A 25,628-nucleotide genomic window follows, 5' to 3' on the forward strand; every position below is an offset into this window, starting at 1 on the left:
CTTTTTGGGGCTTTTTTAATAGGAGGTGATGTTTTTGAAAAAGGTTGTATTGTTAATTTTAATAATTTCTTCGGTGTTCATTTTTTCTGGATGTTTAATGAAAATATTAAATTTATCTGTTCCGGAAGGCATATATGTAGGATATGATGGGAATAATTGGCTGCAAACAGATGATAATAACATTATTGAAAAAAGTAAATTCGTTTATGATGAGAATTTAAAACTATATAAAGCTACAATAGATGCTTCTGAAATCGATTTTAATGAAATAGATAATGATGGTAGTAAATTTTATATAGGTTATTATAAAGTGTTTAATGTAAAAAGTGATGGAAATATAGTTTCTGATTCTATCCCTATTTTAAAATCTGCTCTATCAAGCAATCAAGTAACGGTTTATTTAAATTTAGATAAACTTGTCAATAGTAAAGCAATTGGTGTTGGTGATGATACAAAATTAAATATGAATTGGTATGCTGCTGGAACTTTCAATAACTGGTCTCCAGAATTGATGAATAAAGTAAATAATCATTTTGAAATAGAAATAGATAATACATATAATAAAGGAGAAAATATTGAATATAAGATACCAGTATCTACAACATGGAAACCTTGGCAAATGATATTTAACGGTGATGTATATTCTGATTCATCTCAAAATAAGATATATACTTTTAAAAATAATGTGACAGGGTTTAAAATTAAATTTTATCCTTTAATTAGTTATGTTGAAATTGAAGAATTAAAGGCTGGTGATTCACAATGAAAAAGATCTTTTTGTTTTTAATTTTATTAATTTCAATATTTGTTTTTTCTGATATTCAAATCAATGGAAATTTAGAAACATCTTGGACTTATATATTAGAATCATCACCTGCTCAATTTTACTATAATGGATTAAAATTAGATTTATATGTTAAACCAAATGATTCAAATTTTTCTGGAGAATTAAATCTTAATAAAGGCGATGATGATAAATATTATATAACAGATGGAGAATTTAATTTTAAATTTGATACAAATGAAATTAAAACTTTGTGGAAAAAGAAAAGCGTAAATACTACAGATTGGATAAATGCTTTTAATAATGAAAAAATCGGAGCTGTTAATGGAATTATATATAGTTTTGATTTACCAATATTACATGCTGAAAATTATTTAGTAAAAAAAGATGGTGGGTCTTCTTCAATTTTAATATCTCATATAAGAGGTATACCTTTAGGAAATTTCTATTATAGTTATATATATTCAAGAGAATTTTTTACAAAGTATATTTATTCAGATTGGAGATTATTTGATTTTAACTTGAATTTAGGAAATAATCAATTATTTGGGGAATTTGGATATTCATATGATAAAGGTGAGAATTATCTGGATAATAATTATCTTATCTTTGCAGGAAATAAAATAAACTTTGGAAAAATTCAAAATTCATTATATATAAAATATCTATCTTCAGGCTATAAAAAGGATTATTTGCCAGATAGTTTTTCACAAAATATTAGAGATGAATTTAACATTGATAAATTAGGAATTACATTAGAAGGTGATTATCATTTTAAAGATAATGATTTTTCTAATTTTTCATTAGATTATTTGAAAAGCTACTTTTCACTAAATAATTATAATTATATATATTTAGGAATGCCTTTTGAAAATAATAAGTATAATATAGATAAATTAGAATTTTCTGTGAATATTCCATTGAATTTACCTGTTATAGGTAATGCAAATATTTCTGTATATAAATATGGATTAGAAGATGATTGGAAGGATATAAAAAAGTATAAATCATTTTCTATTTCATCTAATATAAATGGAAATATGTTTGGTTATTATTATAATTTATCCTATATTTTTGGAAACAATGCAGTGAATATAGAAAATTCTACTGTTTATAGTGGAGGCTTTTCTGAAGTTTTATATGGAACATTGTCAAAATCATTTGGTAATTTGAATATATATGGAAAAGGTATGTATATATATGGTGTAATAGAAAGATATAAGACAATGTATTTAGAAGCAAAATATACAGGTTTTTCCAATATGGAATTATTACTAAGTCTTGGCGATGGGAATTTTGGCGCTTCAAAAGAATTTAAGAAACAATTATCTTTAACTGTTAGAACAGGATTTTAGGAGGTGTGTGTATGAAAAAAATATTGTTAATATATATTATAGTAATTTTATCTATTATATCTTTTTCAAAGGTTTATGTGTATAAAAATAACGTGGTTTTTGAATTCAAAGATCTTACTGCATCGCAAGTATTTTTAGCAGGTTCTTTTAATAATTGGGATCCAACAGCACAACCTATGAAAAAAGCTAAAAGTGGATTGTGGAGAGTTGCATTAAGATTGGCTCCTGGAGATTATCAGTATAAATTTGTAATTAATGGTACAGATTGGAAAGAAGATCCAGAAGCCCCAGATTATGTTCCTGATGGTTATGGTGGAAAAAATGGATCTTTTTCCTTGGTTTTAGAAAATGGAAAATTAAAAATAAAAAAACCAGAAAAACAAGAAAGCGGTATATTAAGTGGTAAATATTCATTTAATTTAAAGTCCAAAGTGAATATGGATACATATTCTTTTAAATCGCCAGAAATAACTCATAATTTTTATTTAACTATCAATCCTAAAAAATCTGGTATGAATTTTGAGGCTGTTTTAAATGCAGATAATTATAGTTGGCAATTGGGATTAAATTCCTTAAAAGCAACATGGGAGAATTCAAATTTTAAATTTGGAATTTATAAAAATAATGCAGCTAATGATTTAATTACATTTAATGAAAATATAGAAGAATCAAATTCTGGATTTTTTGGAATAGTTAAAACTAAATTTGCTAATTTGGGTGTTGATTTATTTTCTGATAATAATAATTTAAATTATTTTATCACAGGAAATATTGATTTAAAAACTGTTCAAATAAATGCTTTATTTTTACCAGAAACAAGTGCGTCATCTATGAATATATATGTAAGAGCAGAAGCTAATGGTTTCGGGATTGAAGGAAAGTATTCAGATAAGTTAGAGTATGTAATGGCAAATTATTTGAATGATAATATAATGATAAAAGGAATATATGATCTTTCTAATAAAGAAATATATATTACAAGTGGATTTAATAAATTTATATCCTTAACAGGAAATTATAGTTTAAATAATAATGCATATAACATTGAGTCTGATATATCTTATGGTATTTTTAGTGAATCAAATATTTTATTAGATTTATATTATGATAATTTTAGTAATTTTGGTTATAAGATAGGATATGGATTGAAGAAAGATAATATAGCAGTATCCTTTAAATTAGGAAATGATTTTGAAAAGGATTTTGAAAATTATTATTTTTATATTTCAGCAAGTTCTAATTTCTAATAAAATCCTCCTTCGGGAGGATTTTTTGTTAAATTACTGTTATTTAATTTCTATATTATAATGAACATTTTTTTATTCTAATTTTATATGTTATAATTACTTTAGAAAAGATAATTGGAGGTAAAAGAATGAATGAACAAAAGGTTGTAAACCTTTTGGGGTTTGCATCACGAATGAGAAAAATAATATTTGGAAAGGATAATATAAGAGAATATATTAGAAATCCAAAAAGAAAATCCAAATTTATAATTATAGCTTCCAATGTTGGGGAATCAATAAAGGAAGATACTATAAAAAGGTGCGAATCCCACCATGTTCCCTACATTCTTTTGAAAAATATAACGAAAGAAGAATTAGGGAGATCTCTTGGAAAAGATGAAATCAGTGTTGTTGGAGTTTTAGATGAAAATATTGTAAATGGAATAAAAGAAGTAGCAAATGTTGGAGGTGATTCGAATGTCTAAGACACGGGTATATCAATTAGCTAAAGAATTAGGGATGCATGCTAGGGAATTTTTGGAGGAATTAAGGGATTTAGGATATGAGTTAAAAAGTCATATGTCTTCTTTGGAAGATAGTGAAGTTGACGCGATTAAAGAATATTTTGAAGAAAAAATAAATGAAAACAAAAAAGAAAAAGAAGTAAAGACAAATAAAAAAGTTGATATAGAAAAATCAAAAGAAACAGAAGAAAAAACAAAGCAAAAAAAGGTTTCATATAAAAAAGGAAAAAAACGTGAACCAAAGCAAAAGAAAGAAATAACTGAAAGCAAAACTAAGGTTGAATCTGATGAAATCAAAGAAATAAAAATAACTAAATCTGAATTAAAATTAGATATTTTAGCAAATAAATTAGGAAAAGGGCAAAATGATATTATTAAAGAATTCTTTATGAAAGGTAAAGTGTTAAGGCCCGGACAAGTTTTAAGTGAAGACCAAGCAGAAGAAATTGCTATGATGTTTAATGCTTTATTAGACATTGTTGTTGATGAAGCGAAAGAAGAGAAAGAAGTGAAAAAAACTTTAAGGGATAAGATCGATCCAGAGGATGAATTAAAAGAAAGATGGAAGAAAATATATGAAGAAAATGAAGATAAACTTATTGAAAGAGCACCTGTTGTAACGATAATGGGACATGTTGATCATGGAAAAACTACATTATTAGACAATATAAGAAATACAAGAGTAGCAGAAAAAGAAGCTGGTGGAATTACCCAGTCTATAGGTGCTTATCAAGTAAATTATGAAGGGAAAAAGATTACATTTATTGATACACCTGGACACGAAGCTTTTACAGAAATGAGAGCAAGAGGAGCTCAAGCTACAGATATTGTTGTTTTAATAATTGCAGCAGATGATGGAGTAATGCCTCAAACTATAGAAGCTTATAATCATGCAAAAAATGCAAATGTGCCTATTATTGTAGCTATAAATAAAATAGATAAACCAAATGCAAATGTAGACTTAACTAAACAACAAATGGTAGCAAAATTAAATTTAATTCCTGAGGATTGGGGTGGAGATACTATTACAGTTCCTATTTCCGCTAAATCTGGACAAGGAATTGATGAGTTATTAGAAATGATTATACTTGTATCTGAAATGCAGGAAATAAAATGCTATCCTGAAGGTTTGGCAAGAGGAGTAATTATTGAAAGTAAATTGGATAAATTTTTAGGACCAGTAGCTACTACAATAGTAAAAGATGGCAAGTTAAAAGTAGGGGATTATTTTGTAGCGGGTAGCACATTTGGTAAAGTTAGAAGAATGATAGATCCGAATGGGAAAAACGTTAAAATAGCTGGTCCAGCTGATCCTGTACAGATATTAGGTTTTGAAGAAGTTCCTGATATGCACTCTATATTATATGGAGTCAAAACATTACACGAAGCAAGGGATTATGTAGAAAAGAAAAAAGCATTAGAAGAAAAAGTAGTTCAAAAAAGACATATAAGACTTGAAGACGCATTGAAAATGATGAGAGAAGAAGGAGAACAAAAAACTTTAAACATAATTTTAAAAGCTGATACATTTGGATCTTTAGAGGCATTAAAAAATGCAATTGCAAAACTTGAAAATCCTGAGATAGAATTACAAGTGATTCATGGTGGAATTGGTGCAATTACTAAAAGTGATGTAATGCTTGCTACAGCTTCTGATGCAGTTATATTGGGTTTTAGAGTAAAGGCTGATAGTGGAGCTGTTAAGTATGCAGAACGCGAAAATATTCAAATAAAAAGATATGATATAATCTTTAATTTAATAGATGATTTAAAGAAAGCTTTACAGGGTATGTTAGAACCTGAAGAAAAAGAGGAAATTACAGGTAGCGGTGAAGTAAAACAAGTGTTTAAAATAAAGAAAGTTGGAAATATAGCTGGTATACAATTAAAAGAAGGATATGTTGAAAGAGATGGTGGAGTAAGACTTTATAGACAAGGTAAATTAGTTTATGATGGGAAAATAGAGTCTTTAAGACATTATAAGGATGAAGTGAAAAGGATTGATGCTCCAAAAGAATGCGGAATAAAAATATTAAACTTCGATGATATTAACGAAGGCGATGAAATGGAATTTTATAAATTCATTCAAGTAGAAAGAACTTTGGAATTTGGTAAAAAAGAGGATTAATTGATAAGCTCGCATTTGCGAGCTTGTTTTTGATAAGGGGGCTATTTATGAACATATCTCTATCTTCTGCAAGCTTAACTGAAAAAGAGAAAAAAATAATAGAAGAAATATTTAATTCTAAAAGATTAGCTTTGGGTCCATATATAAAGAGATTTGAAGATAAGATAAAAGGATACTTTAAAGTTAAACATGCGGTTGCTGTAAATAGTGGAACATCAGCACTGCATTTGATTTTAAGAGCTTTAGATGTTAAGGAAAATGACGGTATGATAGTTACTCCATTTACATTTATATCTTCGTCAAATGTTGCTTTGTTTGAAAATGCGCATCCGATTTTTATTGATATAGATCCTTTCAATTATAATATTGATTTAAATAAAATAAAAAAGAGTTTAAATGATACAAATCACCCATTATTTAAGAGAATAAATAAATTAAAAGATATTCGTTTTTTTATGGGCGTTGATATATTTGGACAACCTATTGATTGGGATAAAGCTATAGCAATATGTAATGAAAATAAATGGAAAATAATTGAAGATTCATGTGAAGCAATTGGTTCTGAATATAAAAATAAATATGTTGGAACATTTGGTGAAGCTGGTACTTTTGCATTTTATCCCAATAAACAAATAACTACTGGTGAAGGTGGAGTGATAATTACTAATGATGATGAAATAGCGAAACTATCCCGGTCTATGGCTAATCAGGGGAGAGGAGATTCTAATGAATGGCTTGAACATGTGAGACTAGGTTATAATTATCGTATGGATGAATTATCAGCAGGATTAGGTTATGTACAAATGCAAAGATTAGAATATATACTTAAAAAAAGAAATAATGTAGCTCAAAATTATTTTGATTTATTTAAAAATGATGAAAAGATAGTATTACCAAAAATAGAAGAATATACAACAAATATGAGTTGGTTTGTGTTTGTTATTAGATTATCTTTAAATTGGATAGATAAATTTGTGAAAATTCCTGAAGATATAATAAATTTTAATTTACCATTATATATTTCAGAGCAAGAAAGAGATAATTGGAAAAATCTTTTAAATAAAATCAAAAAAGTAACTTATGCTATAATTGAAGAATTAAATAAAAGAGGCGTTCAATCAAAAAATTATTTTTCACCTGTTCATTTACAGAAGTTTTATAGAGAATTATATGGTTATGAAGAAGGGGATTATCCTGTTACAGAGCTAATATCCTCTCTAACTATAGCTATTCCTTTTTATACAGATATAAAATTTGAAGAACAGGAATATGTAGTTAAAACTATACAAAAAATTTTAGATGAATTTGAAAAATAGGAGGAAATTATGAAAAGAAAAATAGAATTGATAATAATAGATTATATTTTCTTTTTATTGAGCTATTTTATAGCTCTATTTTTTAGGTTTCAAACAGATTTTATAGAAATGCAAAAGTATGTTCCTCCTGTAATTATTTTTCCAGTAATTATGGTATTAGTAATGTATTATAATAGAATATATGATCATGTATGGCGTTTTGCTACTTTAAAAGAAATTAAACCAATAATCTATTCTTCATTTTTAGGGTATATTTTAAACTTTTTTATTATAGAAGGGATAAGAAGAATTTGGATACATAATTTAGCTATTCCGATATCTGTAGGATTTATGGCATCATTATTAGGAGCTATATTAATTATATTTAGTAGAGTATGGTGGTTTTCTAAAAATAAGGCAGTTAATAAACTTCCAGATAATAAAAGAATTTTAATAATAGGAGCAGGTGAAGCTGGAGTTGAATTGTTAGATGAATATTTAAGACATCCTGCATACGGATATGTTGTAGGTTTTCTTGATGATGATGAAACTAAGATTGGTAGAAAAATTAGAGATATAAAAATTTTAGATAAAACGTCTAAAGTTATGGATTATGTTGAAAGTTTAAAAATAAATGAAGTTATAATAGCAATACCTTCAGCAACTTCAGAACAATTAAAAAATATTGTGGATAAAATAGATACAAAAAAAGTTAGAGTAAAGACATTACCGGGTATTTTTGAAATTTTAAATAATAAAGTTTCATTAGGTTTTTTAAGAGATGTTAATATAGAAGATTTATTAGGAAGAAAAGAAGTAAAGGTGAATCTTGATGAAATAAAATATTATATATCAAATAAAAAAGTTTTGGTTACAGGAGCAGGAGGTAGTATAGGATCTGAAATTTGTCGTCAAATTGCGGCATTAAATCTTAAGGAAATATTGTTATTAGGACGTGGAGAAAATAGTATATTTAATATAAATAAGGAATTAAAAGAAAAATTCCCGAATTTAAACATAATCCAAATTATTAGTGATGTAACTAATGAAAAAAGAATTAGAGCAATATTTAATAAATTTTCTCCTGATGTAGTTTTTCATGCTGCTGCACATAAACATGTTCCTTTGATGGAAAATAACCCTTCTGAAGCATTTAGAGTTAATTCATATGGAACCTATATATTAGCGAAAATATCTCATGAATATAATGTTGAAAGATTTATTTTTATTTCTACAGATAAAGCAATAAATCCAACTTCTATAATGGGAAGTTCTAAAAGACTTGGTGAAATAATAATTAGATCTATTGCACAAAATTCTAAAACAAAATATGGTATTGTTAGATTTGGAAATGTATTAGGCAGTAGAGGAAGTGTTGTTCCTATTTTTAAAGAACAAATAAAAAAAGGTGGTCCTGTAACTGTAACAGATCCACGGATGAAAAGATATTTTATGACTATTCCAGAAGCAGTAGCTCTTGTATTACAAGCAGGTTCTTTTGCTAATAATGGTGAAGTATTTGTTTTGAATATGGGAGAACCAGTATCTATTGATAATTTGGCCAGAGAAATGATTAGATTATCTGGATATATACCAGATCAAGATATAAAAATAGTATATACAGGTGTTAGACTAGGAGAAAAATTATATGAAGAATTATTTTTAGATTCTGAAGAATTTATAAAGACAGAAAACAAAAGAATATTTATTCTTAAAGAAAATAACATATTAAGTAACGAAGAATTAAAGAAACTTATAGATAATATCATTATAGCTTTTGAGAAAAATGATTTTGATTTAATGAATAAAATTATAAAAGAGTATATTCCTGAAGGTTCATCAGAGATAAAAAAAGATATAGCATATTAGAGGTGTAGCATGACATACATTGTAATCCTATTATTATCAACGGTTTTAACATATTTCATGATACCATTTGCAAAGAAAATGGGTATAGTTGATAAACCTGATGAAAGTTTAAAAATTCATGAGAAGGCTACACCGTATCTTGGAGGAGTAGCGATATATTTATCAAGTATATTTTTTATAGATGATTTGAAGTTTGTTATATTTTCATCTATAATGATGTTTTTAGGTTTGTTAGATGATGTTAAAAATATTTCTCCTAAAATAAGACTGGTAATTGAGTTTTTGGTAATAATAATTACATTAATTCCATTTTATAATTCATTAGGTATTGTATATTTTTTGATACTTATAATACTCGGCGTTTCTCTAATTAACGCTGTGAATATGATAGATGGTATGGATGGAATTTGTGGAGGTAATGCGTTATTTGTAATTTTATTTTTAAGTATAATATCAAAACATTTTACTTTTATTTATATTGTAATGGCTATTATAGGTTTTTTAGTTTTCAATTTTCATCCTGCAAAAATATTTCTTGGTGATGCTGGTTCTTATTTTTTGGGATATACAATTTTTTATTTAACTACTATTATGACAAATAATCATGGGTTTGGTGGATTTTCTATATCTGTTATAGTATCAGCATTATTTTATACAGATTTATTTTTTAGTTTTTTAAGAAGGGTATTAAATAATAGATCGCCATTTTCAGGAGATAGAGATCATTTATATGATAAAATAAAAAAGAAATATAATCTATCTATTAAAAAAACAGCAATGATGACATATATATTTTCATTTTTATTTGGTATAATTGGTATTATTAGTTGGGATTATCCTTATTTAGGATTGAGTTTAGCATTAATAGAATTTTTATTTTTAGGAATATATTTAAAATTGTATTCCTATAATTGATGGAGGTATAATATGGCCTTATTAAAAGGTATAGACGGTTCATTTTTTGAATTAGAACCTAAGATGATAAAAAAATTTTGGTTTGCTGATTCATTAGATGACGATGTGGAAGAAAAATATATATTTGAAATAAAAGCAAAAACGGGAGATTTTATATGGACTCCTCATGAATTTGGCGTTGAAGTGGAAAATATTATAGATGTTGAAATGGAATACACACCAACACTATTAACTATATTTAGGTTGAATAAATATTTTAGTAATAAAATGAAAAATATGTTTTCGTTCCTTTCTACAGATTCTTTAATGTTGACTGAAAATATAATTAGTCAAGAATTGATGGTTTATACTATAAATGAAAGTGTTGATTTTTCAGCAATATATATAAATAAATCTGGTAGATATTATGAACATCATTTCATATTTTCAAGATATGATTATCAGAGCATTTTTGATATTAATATAAAAACTACAATGACTGAAATTAAAAAATTTTATAAAAATATGATTGATGAATTTAATAAATTTAGATTAAATGTATTACCAGAAATAATTAATCAAGAAAAGTTTTTAAAACATATTTCAGAAAGAATAAAGATTGTTGGATATAACGAATTAAAAAATATAGAAGATAATATTTTTCAATTATATAATATCAGTAAAATAGAAAAAAATCTGGGATTAAGTAGTTCGGAAGAATCTTTAAAAGCTTTTACCAATTTTATAGGAGAAATGAGAAAGAATAAAAGTCAAGATGAAAATAATGATATAGATATAGAAATTTTTATGGACGATGATAATGATGATACAGAAGATAATGAAACATTATGGGAAATAATAGATGAAATTGAAGAAGAAATAAAAAATATGTTAGAGGATGTTGAAGAAACAGAAAATGATTATATTTTAACAAGAGAAGAAAAATTGGACAGCATTTATTCTGAAATTCAAAAAAGTTATGAAGTATTTAACAAAAAGTTTTTGGAAGAGAGTGAAGATAAAAGGGAAGAAAAATTGTTAAAAAGTTTGATTTTAATATATGGAATAGAAACAATTTATGAACTAAAAGAAAGATTAAAAAAAGATTTTAATCATATAAAGGTAGATAAAATATTAGATGAGTATTTAAAAAGTTCTGATGAGGCGATTATAATGGATTATAAAAAATGGTATAAAAAAATAATGAATAAATTAGGAAAAAATCTTAATCAAATAATATAATAAACCCAGAGAATTCTGGGTTTGTTTTTTTGAATTTACATGTGGGAGGTAATGGTGATGGCAACTAAAAGTTATTTTACAAAAGATGAAATTTCGTATACAAATCCACTTTTTTCAAGAATAAGAACGACTATTGAAACAGCATTTTATCGTAATAATGTTATAAAAGTTGATTCACCTAAAGAAGCATACAAATTAGCAAAGAATTCACCTGGAACAATAGTTACGGATATTAATGTTTATAAGCCTGAATTATTAGCTCTTGATGAAGGAACAAAAATATTAATATTTAATGATGGTGCAGTTACTGGAAGATATGCTGCAGGAAGAAGAATTGTTGGAGAACCGGGTGTTGATGAAAATAGATATGCAGAGATTATAAGAGAAGCGATTTATAATACAAGATATAAAAAAATGTATCATGCAATTTCTTTTACTGGATTACATGAAGATTTTATAGTAAAAAATCATTTATTGATTCCAGAAGGGCATGAAAATATTTTATATAATTGGTTATTAAATTTCCAACCATTTACTGTTGACTTTGTAAGGATATATGAAAAATCAAGAGTATTAAATGAAGGAGATATTTATATATTCTCAGATCCTGATTGGAAACATCCAGATTTTCCATTAGGATTATCATTTTTTGATCCACAGCATAATTGTGCAGCAATTTTGGGCATGAGGTATTTTGGAGAATTTAAAAAAGGAACGTTAACATTAGGATGGGGAACAGCTAATAGAAATGGATATGCATCATGCCACGGAGGTTTGAAAAAATATACTTTAAAGGATAATGAAAACTTTGTAGCTGCATTTTTTGGATTGTCAGGTTCGGGGAAATCCACATTAACTCATGCAAAACATAATGGTAAATATGATATAACGGTATTGCATGATGACGCATTTATTATTTCTATGGCAGATGGATCTACAATATCTTTAGAACCGTCATATTTTGATAAAACAGCAGATTATCCTGTGAATTCAGAGGATAATAAATATTTATTGACAATACAGAACTGTGGTGCTACTCTTGACGAAGAAGGAAGGGTTATTCCAGTTACTGAAGACATTAGAAATGGAAATGGAAGAGCTTTAAAGTCAAAATTGTGGTCGCCAAATAGAGCTTATAAGGTTGAAGAACCGATTAATGCCATATTCTGGTTAATGAAAGATCCAATCTTACCTCCTATTGTAAAGGTTAATGATCCAATATTAGCATCGACATTAGGTGCGCAACATTAGCTACAAAAAGAACATCAGCAGAAAAATTAGCTGAAGGTGTAGATCCAGATGCTTTAGTTTTTGAACCTTATGCTAATCCATTTAGAACATATCCATTGGCAGAGGATTATTATAGTTTTAAAAAATTATTTGAAAAAGGTGTAGAATGCTATATATTAAATACAGGTCATTTTATAGATAAAAAAATAACTAAAGAAATAACATTATCTGCTATAGAATCTGTTGTCGAGGGAAAAGCAGAATTTGAAAAATGGGCAAATGGTATTGATATAATGGACATTGAAGGATTCATTCCAAATATGGAAGATAAAGAATATATAAATAATTTTATAAATTCAATGAAAAGGAGACTTGAATTTATAAAATCTCGAGAGATTGAAAGAGGTGGATTTGACAAATTACCTTCAGAATGTTCAGAATCTATAGAAAATATTATAAACATATGTGAAAATAATAAAAAAGAAATATTGGAGGGATAAATGGAACCTTTAGCATTATATATAACTTTTACTAACTTTTTTACAAGTTTTTTTAAATCATATTTTAAACCACTAATACCTTTTTTTATGGAATATTTTAATATAAATGAACCAAAAATATTTGTGATGATGGCGTCAATTCTGACGCTATTGTCTTCTTTTAGTCAGATATTTTTTGGATATATTGCAGATAAATCAAATAAAAAGCTTGAGTTTTTATACGTATCAGTATTAATAACAATGATTCCTATAATCTTTTTGGGATATGTAAAAAATATTTGGTTACTTTTTATAATATTTTTAATAGGTTATATGGGAAGTTCGGCACAAGAGCCATTAGGAGCGGGAATTAGTGGGACTATTGGAAAAGAAAAAAGTACAACTTTAGCTATTTTTATGGTTGGAGGAACATTTGGATATGCGTTAGGACCTGTATTCATAACTTATTTTGTAACTCATTATGATTTAAAAAATGCTATGTATATAGGAATAATAGGGATAATAATATATACTATTTTATTCTTTTTTGCATATAGATTTTTCAAAAGCCATAAATATTTGCAACCAAAAAAGAAAAGAGCAAGTTTTTTTGAAAGTTTTAAAGGATTTAAATATATTGCACCAATATGGTTTTTAACAACATATAGGGCGTTTATAAGTATTATGTTTCGATCATATGTTCCTATAAAATCAAGAATGTTAGGATATGATTTAACTATAGGGGGACTTTTAGTAACATTGGGCTTTTTGGCCGGTGCAGTTTCTAATTTATTAGGATCTAAATTAGAGGAAAAAACTAATGTAAAAGTTGTTAACTTAATATATTTTTCTGCTTTTTCAATTTTAGTATTTTTATTTTCTATATCACAAAATATATGGATGTTAGCAATATCCTATATTTTGGCAGATGCGTTTATGTTTTTAACAATGTCTGTAAACGTACATTATGCACAGCAATTATTACCAGATAATAAAAGTTTTGCTTCCGGGGCACTTATGGGTGTAACAAGAGCAGCGGGTAATGTTTTAATAACAATATATTCCTTTTTCTTTGGAAATAATGTTGGATTTATTTTTAATAGTTTATGGATATTTGGAATATTAGGTATCTTTTTGACCATTTTTACAATACATAAGAAAAATATGATATAATAAAATAAAATTTTATTGGGGGTAAATATGAAGGATTATGTAGCTTTTTTTGATTTAGATAAAACATTATTAGATAAATATAGTCCACAGTTATATTATAAATATGAAATAAAATACGGTAAATTTACGTGGTGGAAATATTACCGAATGGGTTTATTTACTCTATTCTATAAATTGGGATTTGCAATAAAAGATATGGAAAAAATGATGAGAGATACAGCTATGCAATACGCAGGTCAAAGTGCCGAAGAAGCATTTGGTTTTGCAAAACAATGGTTTGAGGAAGATGGTAAATATCATATTAGAGAAAGTATGAAAAAAGAAATAGAATATCATAGGAGCAGAAATGCTTATCTTGTAATAATATCAGCATCTCCTGATTCTATAGTTATGCCAGTAGCAGAATATTTAAATTTTGATGATGCTATTTGTACTAGAACAATTATAAAAGACGGAATTATTACTGGAGAAATGGGAATTTACATGTATGAAGAAAATAAAGTAAAAGAAGCTGAAAAATTGTGCAAAGACCATAATTTTGATTTAAAAGATGCATATTTTTATAGTGATTCAATATCTGATTTACCTCTTTTAGAAGAAGTAGGTAATCCAGTTTGTGTAGCGCCGGATTTTAGATTAAAAAGAATAGCTAAAAAGAGAAATTGGAGAATTATAAAAAAATAGAATGGCTAAAGCCATTCTATTTTTTTTCAGCTACTAATTTTATTATTTCTAATATTGTTTCAACAGCTTTTTCCATAGATGGAATAGGAATATATTCATATCTTCCATGAAAATTATGACCACCAGTAAAGATATTTGGGCAAGGCAATCCCATATAAGATAATCTTGCTCCGTCTGTTCCGCCTCTTATAGCTTTTATTATTGGCTTAACACCAATATTTTCCATAGCTTCTTTAGCTATTTCTACTATTTTAGGATCTATTTTTTCTTTCATATTATAATAACTATCCTTTAATTCTAATTCAATTGTTCCTTGACCATATTTTCGATTTAACAATTCTGCATTTTTTTCACATAACCACTTTTTATTCTCAAATAATGTTTTATCGTGATCCCTTACAATCATAACTAATTTAGCATTATCACAATTTCCGGAAATATGTACTACATGAAAAAATCCTTCGTATTTTTCAGTGTGTTGTGGTGTTTGAGCTTCTGGAAACATCATTGCTAATTCCGCAGCAATTAACGCAGCATTAATCATTTTATCCTTAGCTGTTCCCGGGTGAATACTTTTTCCATGAATAGTGAAAGTAGCAGTTGCAGCATTAAAATTCTCTGCTTCTAATTCTCCAATTTCACCGCCATCTACAGTATATGCAAAATCTGCTCCAAATTTTTCTACGTTAAATTTATCTGCACCTCTACCAATTTCCTCATCAGGCGTAAAACCAACTTTAATTGTTCCATGTTTGATTTCTGGATGTTCAATTAAATATTCCATGGCTGTTATTATTTCGGCAATACCAGCTTTATCATCAGCGCCTAATAAAGTATTTCCATCAGTAACGATAATTTCTTGACCAACATAATTGTTTAACGTTGGAAAATCTTTTGGGGATAATATTATATTTTTTTCTTTATTTAATATAATATCTCCACCTTCATACTTTATAATCCTCGCTTTTACATCTTTTCCAGTTAATGCTGGTGCTGTGTCCATATGAGATATAAATCCAATTGTTGGTACATCATTATCGACATTAGAGGGAAGTGTTGCATATACATACCCATTTTCGTCTAATTCCACATTTTTCATACCAATATTTTCTAACTCTTCTTTTAAATATTTTGCAAAAATTAATTGTTCTGGGGTTGAAGGGCAAGATTCTGATTCTTCATTAGAAGTTGTATAAAATTTAGTATATTCAATAAATCTTTCATAGACTTTTTTCATAATAACTCTCCTTTCAAAATATTATATCCATAATAAATATATCATTTGATATGTTAATTGTCAAATCTAAAATCTTCTATTTTAAGTAATTTATTCTTATCTACGTTATATTCTTTAAAGTTATCATTTGATAATATATAATAGTCATATTTATTGGAAATATACATAATTAATTCGTCTGCTGGTGAGTTAAAATATACCCTTTTCTTTTCAGATAATACTTTTAATATTCTTTTATCTTCCTCATTTAAAAAATATTCAATATTGTTATCAAAAACGATATGAATAGGAAAAAATGCTATTCTTCCTAAAAACATATTATCTAACATTTCTGTTAAAAATTGCAAAGAATTTTTATTTTCATATCTCACCACATTACTACCATCAATTACTAATCCTTTAATAGAGTTCGGGTTAAATAATTTATAATGATAATAAGAAAAATTTTTTAATTGAATATTCAATAAATGTTTTTCAAATTCACTTAAACTTTTATAAATCTCAACTATTTTTTTAAAATAGCTTACCTTATCATCAATAGGATCTATTTTTAATATTTCATCCAATAGATTTTGTATAAATGGATTTTTTTCATCAAGTGGAACATATGTCATTAATGAGTATAAATCAATATAATCTTTAAAAGGTAGTTTTTTAAAAATTACCCTTGGAGAATATAATTCTATTCCATATTTTTTTAGTTTTTCTTCATAACCACCAGGTGGGAATTTATCAGGATACATTAAGAATTTGATCATATTAGCATCATCATCTGTTAAACTATAATACTTTTTTAAATCATTTATTCTATTTTCTTTAGGTTTTTCAACTATATGTATAAGTAAAAATTGTAAATCATTTAAATGCTTTTTTAATATTTTTCTTTCTGCATTTTTACTTAAGAATTTAAATATTGTTAGCATTTTCCTTTTGTTTAGTTCTCTTGGTTTTAATAGCCACTTATTAACTTTTGATATTTCACTTCTTATTTTTTTGTTATGTTCTATAAAATCTTTTTCTTCAATTATTTTTAGAATTTTTCCAAAGCTCATAGTATCTACTCCTTTAATAATTTTGGTGTATAATTAATATGATAATAAAAAGATAGGTGATAAAATGAAAAAAGAAAATTTTAAAAAAATATATGCTATAATTGTATTAATTTTTTCTGTCATATGGGGTTGGATAGTATTAGCTTATGGTTTTTTGTTATGGCTTTTTATATATCTATTAAATCTTTTATTTAGAAAGTTACCAATAGAAGCAAAAGACTTTTATGGCCCATATACATACACATATAAAAAAATAGAGAAAAGAGAATTAAAACTTGATATATACTATCCTAAAAATCCCAAATATCATAAAGAAAAGTATCCAATAGTTTTTTTTGCACATGGTGGAGGTTGGGTTTTAGGATTTAGAAATCAAAGAAATAATGTTTCGTGGTGTAAATTTTTAGCTTCAAAAGGCTTTGCTGTAGTTTCTATAGATTATAGGCTTGGTATTTCTCATACCATGAATGAAATACTTTCTGATTATACAGATGCATTAACTTATATTAAAGAACATTCTGATGAGCTAAAATTAGATAAAAAAAACATAGTTTTAATGGGATTATCTGCAGGTGGTCATTTATCACTATTATACTATTCATATAATACTTTTGTAAAGAATAAAAAAAATATAGAAGGTATAAAGGGTATTGTAGCCTATTATACACCGGCGAATCTAAAGCATTTATTTGATAAAGATGTAAAATCTATTTTTGCTAAAGTTGCTACAGCAACTACTTTAAAAGGTTTTCCTACTCCTAATAAAGAAGGTGAGTATTTATACTTCTCACCGATATTTTGGATAAATGAAGATATGGGACCTGTTCTACTTGTTCATGGAAAAAAGGATAAAACAGTTCCCTTTTCTTCTTCAATAGAATTGTTTAAGAAATTAAAAGAAAAAGGTGTTAAAATTAAATTGTTAGTACATAAAACAGGAGATCACGCTTTTGAATTTGAAAATAATGATATTCAAACAATTAAAATCTTAAATAAGACTGTAAGTTTTATAAGGGGATTGATTAAAGATGAAAATTAATTTTTCTTATGAAAAGAAAAATATAGATTATACTTCTGGGTTTATTTTCAAGGGGAGACATTATAGATGCAACTATATACGTTTTAAAACCTTATATAGAAATTCGGCTGAAGGGACAGAAACGGTAGAACTTTATAATTTTGAGCCTAAGGATAAAGTTTTAGCCTCTGCAATAATTTTACATGGATTGGGTAGTGCAAACATCAAATATATGATATGGATGGCAAGAAGACTTGCTAGTGTTGGTATAAATACAACAATATTAATATTACCTGGTAATTACACAAGAGTAGATAAAAATTCAGTAAGCGGTAGAAGCTATTTATGGCCGGATTTAAAAATAATGTATCAGTTTTGGGAACATGGTGTAGTTGATACGCTAACCACAATAGATTTTTTAAAACAAAAAGGATTATGGAAAAAGGACAATATATTATTAGGATATTGTTTAGGTGGAATGGTTGGAACTATAGTTGAAGCTTTAGAACCGCAGTTAAAATATTTTTTATTAATGACAACAGGAGGACATTTGCCTGAAATACTATATAATTCTCCAGCTACAAAGTTTGTTTTAAGATTAATAGAAAAAGGGTTCAAAGATGAATATGACCTTCATAGACCTGATAAAATATTCGATATATATAATAAGCAATTTGAAAAAGTAAAAAAAATGACATTAAATGAATTATTAAGCTCTGAATCAATACATCCTTTATTTAAAATAGATCCGTTATCTTATGCTCATTTAATTAATCCTAAAAAAGTTACTTTTGTTGAAGCGTTATTTGACAAAACATTATCTAAAAAAAGTCGTAAAATGCTTGCTAAGGAATTTAAAGGTGCAAAACATTATATTATTCCAACGGGGCATGTTACATGGTTGCCGTTTGAATTTTTATTAGCAAAAAATATCATATCTTTACTTAATATAGAAGATTTAAGGATTAAAGCAAGATTATATGCTTTTGATGAAATCGATGAAGCCCTTGATGATGAGGTTATAAAAAAGTAAGGGGGATACTTAATTATGAATTTATTTGAGGGATATGCTAAAAAGATAATAATACCTTTTATTTTAAGTACTTTTTTATTATATCTTTTTCCGATAGCATTTAAATTTGAGATTTTTAAAGTATTAAACATAATTATTATTACATTCGTATCTGATAATACAAATGTAAAATGGAGAAATAAAAATAGGCTTGTTTCTAATGTTCCGGGATTTATTGTAGCTTATTTATATGGACCGCAATATATACTTTTATCATCATTAATTACATTTTTTAGAATTGATAAGAATATAAACTATATTAAAAAAACAAGGAAATTTCTTGTTTATTTTTCAATGTATTATGGTGCTTATATAATTACAAAGTATTTTAATGTAAATCTATATATGAAATTATTTTTATTTATAACGTTTTCAAAAATTTTAAATTCCATATTAAGTGATATTTGGGATTTTGATATAAAAATATTTAGTATAGAATATATATTTTTTCTTGCATCATTACCAAGTATTTATTTATATTTAATAAGCCAAAATAATATTATTAGATTATATTTTTTATATCAAAATTTATTTTTGTTAGGTATTTATTATTCATTAACAAAATATATGTATGAAAAAGAGGAAGAAAAAATCAAAAATATTAGATTAAAAAGATTTAATGAAATAATGGTGGAGTTTTCAAATCTTCTTCAATCTTATTCTCTTAAAGCATCTAAAGAATTAATATTAAAAAATGTTGCTGACTTTTTGAATAAGAAATTAGGTTATAAATATGTATTAATATCTGAAATAGATTATGAAAACGATAGATTAAAGAGAGTAGCATATGCTGGAATAAGCGATAAAGATTTTGAGAAATTAAAAAATAATGATATCAAACCTTCAGAAACTTTACATAAAGTTTTAAATGAAAAATACAGATATGAAAATATTTATTTTATACCTAAAGGAAGTGAAAAATTAGATAATAAAGAATATTTTGTTTTTGAGCAAAATATTAATGCAAATAATATTTATAATAAAGATTATTTATGGCATCCTGAAGATTTGTTGATAATATTGTTAACAAATAAAAATGATGAAATAATAGGTTATATATCCTGTGATAGTCCAGAGAATGGTTTAAGACCAACACAAGAAGAAATGCAAATATTATCGGTATTATCAAAAATAGTTTCAATGATTTTAGTGCATGGAGAATATTATCAAGAGGCAGTATATTTAAGTGAAACAGATCATTTAACAGGATTATATAATTCCTCTAAATTAAATAATGATCTAAAAAAATATAAAATAAAAAAATCATTAATATCTTTAGCACTTATAGATCTTGATGATTTTAAAAAGATAAATGATACATATGGTCATTTAAAGGGTGATAAAGTATTAAAAGAATTTTCTGATATAATAAAAAGTTCAATTAGATCAAATGATAAAGCATATAGATATGGTGGAGATGAATTTGTTATAATTTTTGAAAATATAAAAAAATATGATGCTAAAAAAATAATAGAAAGAATTAAAGATAATATTGAAAAATTAAATATCAAATTTAGTGTAGGAATAGAAGATTCTCAAAATGTTAAAATAGATGAACTTATAAAAAATGCTGATGAAAAAGCATATATAGCAAAAAGAAAAGGGAAAAATAAAATAGTTGTTTAACCTTAGAAAGAAGGGGTTTTATGAAAAAACTCATATTTTTGATATTAATTATAATTTTTAACATTTCAATTTTTTCAATAACCATAGGTTTATATAAAGCGCCACCTATAGTTATTGATGAAAATAGTGGTTTTTTTAATGATATATTAAAAAAAATAGCTGATAATAATAATATTCAGCTTAAATTTGTTATTGATTCTCAAAAGAATTTGATAGAAAAATTAAGAAATGGTGAAATTGATGCGATTGCTCCTTTAGCTCGCACCCCTGAGAGAGAAAAAGAATTTGATTTTAACAAGGAGCCACTATTTTTTGAATGGGCAGTATTATATGTTCGGGAAGGATTACATCTAAATTCTATACTTGATTTAAAAAATTTAAAAATAGGTGTTATGAAAACAGATGTATTTTATACTGGAGAAAATGGTATAAAAGATATTATTGATGATTTCAAAATAAAAGTCAATTTTGTCGAATTAGACTCATATGAAGAAATATTTGAATTATTGGATAAAAAAAAGATTGACGCAGGTGTTGTACCAAGATTTTTTGGTCTTGATGAAGAAAAATTCTATAATGTAAAAAAGACATCTATGATTTTTAAATCTATTGGTGGATATATAATGTATAAAAAAGATAATAACCTGGGAAAATATTTTGATTTAATAGATAAAGAACTAAGATTACTTAAAGAAGATAATAATTCATATTATTATAAAATGTTTAATAAGTATTTTGAACCAGTTGTTCGAAAAGAAACTCCTGAGTGGGTAAAAACATTTATTATCTTTGGCTTAATTTTAATAGTATTAATAATTTCCCTATCATATGTGTATTCAAAATTATTAAAAGTAAAAATTAAATCAAGGACGCATCTTCTGAATGAAACACTTGAAAAATTAAAAGAAAATTATAATGAATTGAAATCATCCCGAAACTTAATAGAAGAAATTGTGGAACTTTCTCCCAATCCAATATATATAAAAACAGTAGATCAAAAGATAAGATTTGTAAATACATCATTTGCAAAATTTCTTAATATAGAAAAAAAGGATTTGATTGGTAAGGATTTATTTGATATATTTTCTGGTTTGAATAATAAATTACTTGAAGATTCAGTTATTGAAGATATTGAAGTAATACAATATAATAAAAAAGGTTATATTAATACTTTTGATGTTATTATGGATGGTAAGACTTATTATTTTAAAGATTATAAAACAATAATTAATTTAAACAATGGAGAAAAAGGTATATTAGTATTATGGATGGACGTAACTGAAAATATAGAATATCAGAAAAAATTGGAGAAAAATAATGTAGAATTAGAAAAAATTAATGAGAAACTATTTGAAATGATTAATATTGTCAATATGCTTGGTACTAACATTGAAGATTTGTATGGATATTTTGATTATTTATTAAAATTTGCTATTAAATTATCAGATAGTGCGGATTATGGAAGTATATCGATTTCTCGAGGTAAAGAATGGAAATTTATTTCAGCAGTTGGTCATGATATTAATGTATTAAGAGAATTAAAACTTAAATCAGAATATATGATTCAAACAGGTGAAGAACTAAAAATATTTACGGGAGAAGAATTAAGTAATTATAATAATATGATTTTTGATGATGAAGAAACAAAAAATAAATTTTTTAAAGCTATAAAGAAGACGAAAGAAATTATGATAGCAACAACAGGAATTAGTAAAGATAGAATATTAAGTTTTGCTCTCGATATAGATATTAATAGTCAAAAAAGTTTTACCGAAAATGACAAATTAATCTTTAAAGCATTTATTAACATTGCCAAAACAATATTATCTTCAAAAATGAATATTGATGTAGTAAAAAATGCGTATTTAAATTTTGCAAATAAATTAGCATTAATTGCTGAGACTCATGATGATATTACAGGGCAGCATATCTATAGAGTTGGAGAGTTGTCCTATTATATAGCTCAAAAATTAGGATTACCAGAAGATAAAATATTAGAAATAAAGGAATTTTCGCCATTACACGATATTGGGAAAATATTTATACCTTTAGAAATTTTAAATAAAAACTCCAGGTTAACTGATGAAGAATTTGAAATAATGAAAAAGCATACAATATATGCAGAAAGATTATTGGGAAATGATCCATATTTTGAAACAGCATTAAAAATTGCATTGTATCATCATGAAAAATATAATGGTGGAGGATATCCATTTAATTTAAAAGGTAATCAAATACCAATAGAAGCACAGATAGTTTCTCTTGTAGATGTTTATGATGCGTTACGTTCCAAAAGACCATATAAAGATGCATTGTCTCATGAAGAAGTTATGAAAATAATTCTAAATGGTGATGATAGGACATCTCCAAAAGATTTTAATCCTCTATTATTAGACATATTAAAGAAATATTCAGAGGAAATTAAAAAAATATATAATACTTTTTCTGATTAGAACCATGTGATGTGGTTCTAATTTTTAATATAATAAAAACAAAGTCTTCATTTTTATTGGTTGACAAATATATACATATTGTATATAATATAAATGTGAATAATAAATAGGACTTTTTTAGTTGTAATTATGGAGGTTTAGAATGGAACCGACCAATAAATGTAAGGTTTTTAATAAAAGTGGAAAGTTAATATGTGATCTACTTCTTATTTTAATTGCAGAAAAGCCAAGTTATGGATATGAATTATCAAATAGATTATGTGAAATGGGTATTACAATTCCAGAAGGTATAGGTCAAAAAGGTAGAGTTTATAGAGCTTTGGCGGATTTAGAAAAAAGAAAAGAAATTGAGTTTGATTGGGATACATCGTCCAGCCCACCCAGAAAAATATATAAAGTAACACAAAGTGGTAAAAAAAGAATAAAAAATTTCATCATAGAGATGGAAGAACAAATAATAGTATTAAAAAATTTCATAAAAAAAGCAAAAGAAAATATATAAAAACCGGAGGTGTTTTTTGTGGAAAAATTATTAGATGAAAAGACATTAGAACAAGTAAAAGATTTATTGTCAGAAATGAAAGGTAGAGTAAAAATATTATTTTTTGAAAAAGAAAACTGCGAATATTGTGATGTAACAAAACAATTATACACAGAATTAAAAGATGGTGTAGAAAACGTTGATGTTGAAGTTTATGATATAAATTCACCAATTGCTGAAGAATATGATATTGATAAAACATTAGCACCTGCTACAGTAATTTTGGCTTCAAATGGTAGCGACTTAGGGGTAAGATTCTACGGTATTCCATCAGGGCATGAATTCAGTACATTATTACAAGACTTAATATTATTATCAAAAAATGGTGAAGTGGAATTAGCAGAAGATACAGTAAATAAATTAAAGGCTATTGATAAAAAAATGAGATTAAGAGTATTTGTTACTCCAACATGTCCATACTGTCCAAGAGCTGTTTTAACTGCACATCAAGCAGCAATGGTTAATGAAAATATAAATGGTGAAATGGTTGAAGCAAATGAATTTTATGAAATATCAACGAAGCACAATGTAAGTTCTGTTCCACACACAGTTATTGAATTGTTTGAAAATGGTGAATGGGTAGTTAAAGGTGAATTTATTGGTGCATATCCAGAACCTAACTTCGTAGAAGAAGTATTAAAGGCTGTGGAGGGATAATAAATGTTCTTTGATATGGGGACATCTAAGAAAAGTAGTATAAAAGAATATTATGATATGGTTATAATAGGTGGTGGACCTGCCGGTGTAGCTGCTGGAATATATGCAGTTCAAGGTGGAATCAAACCATTAATAATAGAAAAAGATTTAGATGGTGGTCAGGTAAATTTAACAGAATATGTTGAAAATTATCCTGGTTTTTCATCTATAACAGGTGAAGAATTAGCGGAAAAATTAGGAGAACATGCAAAAAAATTTGGTGTAGAATTCTATTATGGAGAAGTTATAAATGTTGATTTTTCAAAAGAAGAAAAAATTATATCTTTAGATGATGGAAATATAGTAAAAGCAAAAACTATAGTTATTGCAACAGGTGCAACACCAAGAAAATTAGGGGTTCCTGGTGAAAAAGAATTTGCTGGAAAAGGCGTTTCATATTGTGCAACATGTGATGGACATTTCTTTAGAAATCAAAAAGTTGCAGTAGTTGGTGGTGGAAATACCGCTGTAGAAGAGGCATTATACCTTTCAAAAATAGCAAAAGAAGTATATATTATTCATAGAAGAGATAAATTAAGAGCAGATAAAATATATCAAGATAAAGCGTTTAACACAGAAAATATCAAATTTATATGGAACTCTGTTGTTAAAGAAATTAAAGGGGATAAAAAGGTAAATAAATTAGTTTTAGAAAATAGAGAAACAGGAGAAGTTATTGATTTTGATGTCGATGGTGTATTTATATTTGTTGGATTATTACCAGTAACTCAATTATTCAAAGATAAAATTGAATTAGATGAATATGGATATATTATTACAGATAAACACATGGAAACAAGTGTTAAAGGTGTATTTGCAGCAGGAGATGTAGTTCAAAAAGAATTAAGACAAATTATAACTGCTGCTGCAGATGGAGCTATCGCAGCATCCTTTGCAGTAAGAGAATATTTTAATTAAAAAATATATAATTAAAAATAACCTCGGAGATTTTCTCCGAGGTTTTCTAATTTGTAGGCAAACTCTATAATTAAATACAAAGTATTTTCAAAAATAATATTCACTCATACGGAAAATTCTAAATCCTCAAAA

Annotated in this window: 20 protein-coding genes and 1 pseudogene; 19 read left to right on the forward strand and 2 right to left on the reverse strand. The window is 26.1% G+C overall.

Annotated features, from left to right (window positions below):
- Positions 1 to 34 precede the first annotated feature (34 nt).
- From ACZ5CK_RS00935 to ACZ5CK_RS00990, 12 genes and pseudogenes are all read left to right on the forward strand, one after another.
- Positions 35 to 766, forward strand: a complete 732-nt coding sequence (locus tag ACZ5CK_RS00935; RefSeq protein WP_464582038.1) for a hypothetical protein — start codon at positions 35 to 37, stop codon at positions 764 to 766.
- On the forward strand, positions 763 to 2,139 hold the full coding sequence (locus ACZ5CK_RS00940; protein ID WP_464582039.1) for a hypothetical protein: 1,377 nt from the start codon (positions 763 to 765) through the stop codon (positions 2,137 to 2,139). The genes ACZ5CK_RS00935 and ACZ5CK_RS00940 overlap by 4 nt, the downstream gene beginning before the upstream one ends.
- Positions 2,140 to 2,150: 11 nt before the next feature.
- Positions 2,151 to 3,386: an isoamylase early set domain-containing protein gene (locus ACZ5CK_RS00945; protein ID WP_464582040.1), complete on the forward strand. Its 1,236-nt coding sequence runs from the start codon at positions 2,151 to 2,153 to the stop codon at positions 3,384 to 3,386.
- A gap of 128 nt (positions 3,387 to 3,514) precedes the next feature.
- Positions 3,515 to 3,850 carry a L7Ae/L30e/S12e/Gadd45 family ribosomal protein gene (locus ACZ5CK_RS00950; RefSeq protein ID WP_464582041.1) on the forward strand — a complete coding sequence of 112 codons (336 nt, stop codon included), beginning with the start codon at positions 3,515 to 3,517 and terminating at the stop codon, positions 3,848 to 3,850.
- A gap of 34 nt (positions 3,851 to 3,884) precedes the next feature.
- Positions 3,885 to 6,017 carry a translation initiation factor IF-2 gene (gene infB, locus ACZ5CK_RS00955; protein WP_464582931.1) on the forward strand — a complete coding sequence of 711 codons (2,133 nt, stop codon included), beginning with the start codon at positions 3,885 to 3,887 and terminating at the stop codon, positions 6,015 to 6,017.
- 47 nt (positions 6,018 to 6,064) lie between these two features.
- Positions 6,065 to 7,333, forward strand: a complete 1,269-nt coding sequence (locus ACZ5CK_RS00960; RefSeq protein ID WP_464582043.1) for a DegT/DnrJ/EryC1/StrS family aminotransferase — start codon at positions 6,065 to 6,067, stop codon at positions 7,331 to 7,333.
- 9 nt (positions 7,334 to 7,342) lie between these two features.
- Positions 7,343 to 9,181, forward strand: a complete 1,839-nt coding sequence (locus ACZ5CK_RS00965; protein ID WP_464582044.1) for a polysaccharide biosynthesis protein — start codon at positions 7,343 to 7,345, stop codon at positions 9,179 to 9,181.
- Between the two features lie 9 nt (positions 9,182 to 9,190).
- On the forward strand, positions 9,191 to 10,096 hold the full coding sequence (locus ACZ5CK_RS00970) for a glycosyltransferase family 4 protein (RefSeq protein ID WP_464582046.1): 906 nt from the start codon (positions 9,191 to 9,193) through the stop codon (positions 10,094 to 10,096).
- Between the two features lie 12 nt (positions 10,097 to 10,108).
- Positions 10,109 to 11,317 (forward strand): hypothetical protein, encoded by a 1,209-nt coding sequence (locus ACZ5CK_RS00975; protein WP_464582047.1) that lies wholly within the window; start codon positions 10,109 to 10,111, stop codon positions 11,315 to 11,317.
- A 57-nt stretch (positions 11,318 to 11,374) separates the two neighbouring features.
- Positions 11,375 to 13,047: pseudogene (locus ACZ5CK_RS00980) on the forward strand (phosphoenolpyruvate carboxykinase (ATP)).
- A complete protein-coding gene (locus tag ACZ5CK_RS00985; protein ID WP_464582048.1) occupies positions 13,048 to 14,199 on the forward strand; it encodes an MFS transporter in 1,152 nt (383 codons plus the stop codon). It abuts the pseudogene before it with no gap.
- Positions 14,200 to 14,226: 27 nt separating this feature from the next.
- Entirely contained in the window at positions 14,227 to 14,883 is a 657-nt protein-coding gene (locus ACZ5CK_RS00990; RefSeq protein WP_464582049.1) for an HAD family hydrolase, read from the forward strand.
- 16 nt (positions 14,884 to 14,899) lie between these two features.
- On the opposite strand, the gene pepT is transcribed toward ACZ5CK_RS00990, so the two are convergent.
- Positions 14,900 to 16,120, reverse strand: a complete 1,221-nt coding sequence (gene pepT / locus ACZ5CK_RS00995; protein ID WP_464582050.1) for a peptidase T — start codon at positions 16,118 to 16,120, stop codon at positions 14,900 to 14,902.
- Positions 16,121 to 16,173: 53 nt separating this feature from the next.
- Positions 16,174 to 17,172: a PIN domain-containing protein gene (locus ACZ5CK_RS01000; protein WP_464582051.1), complete on the reverse strand. Its 999-nt coding sequence runs from the start codon at positions 17,170 to 17,172 to the stop codon at positions 16,174 to 16,176.
- Between the two features lie 64 nt (positions 17,173 to 17,236).
- On the opposite strand from ACZ5CK_RS01000, the gene ACZ5CK_RS01005 reads away from it, so the two are divergent.
- The 7 genes from ACZ5CK_RS01005 (at position 17,237) to trxB (ending at position 25,496) form a co-directional block, all read left to right on the forward strand.
- Entirely contained in the window at positions 17,237 to 18,211 is a 975-nt protein-coding gene (locus ACZ5CK_RS01005; RefSeq protein WP_464582052.1) for an alpha/beta fold hydrolase, read from the forward strand.
- Positions 18,201 to 19,223 carry a dienelactone hydrolase family protein gene (locus tag ACZ5CK_RS01010; protein ID WP_464582053.1) on the forward strand — a complete coding sequence of 341 codons (1,023 nt, stop codon included), beginning with the start codon at positions 18,201 to 18,203 and terminating at the stop codon, positions 19,221 to 19,223. The genes ACZ5CK_RS01005 and ACZ5CK_RS01010 overlap by 11 nt, the downstream gene beginning before the upstream one ends.
- A gap of 15 nt (positions 19,224 to 19,238) precedes the next feature.
- Complete coding sequence (locus tag ACZ5CK_RS01015) at positions 19,239 to 20,888, forward strand: GGDEF domain-containing protein (protein WP_464582054.1); 1,650 nt, start codon at positions 19,239 to 19,241, stop codon at positions 20,886 to 20,888.
- 20 nt (positions 20,889 to 20,908) lie between these two features.
- On the forward strand, positions 20,909 to 23,341 hold the full coding sequence (locus ACZ5CK_RS01020; protein WP_464582055.1) for an HD domain-containing phosphohydrolase: 2,433 nt from the start codon (positions 20,909 to 20,911) through the stop codon (positions 23,339 to 23,341).
- A gap of 142 nt (positions 23,342 to 23,483) precedes the next feature.
- A complete protein-coding gene (locus tag ACZ5CK_RS01025) occupies positions 23,484 to 23,843 on the forward strand; it encodes a PadR family transcriptional regulator (protein WP_464582056.1) in 360 nt (119 codons plus the stop codon).
- Positions 23,844 to 23,861: 18 nt separating this feature from the next.
- Positions 23,862 to 24,539 carry a protein disulfide oxidoreductase gene (gene pdo / locus ACZ5CK_RS01030; protein ID WP_464582057.1) on the forward strand — a complete coding sequence of 226 codons (678 nt, stop codon included), beginning with the start codon at positions 23,862 to 23,864 and terminating at the stop codon, positions 24,537 to 24,539.
- Between the two features lie 3 nt (positions 24,540 to 24,542).
- A complete protein-coding gene (gene trxB, locus ACZ5CK_RS01035; RefSeq protein ID WP_464582058.1) occupies positions 24,543 to 25,496 on the forward strand; it encodes a thioredoxin-disulfide reductase in 954 nt (317 codons plus the stop codon).
- The last annotated feature ends 132 nt before the right edge of the window (positions 25,497 to 25,628 follow it).

It is taken from the genome of Marinitoga okinawensis (assembly GCF_055387075.1).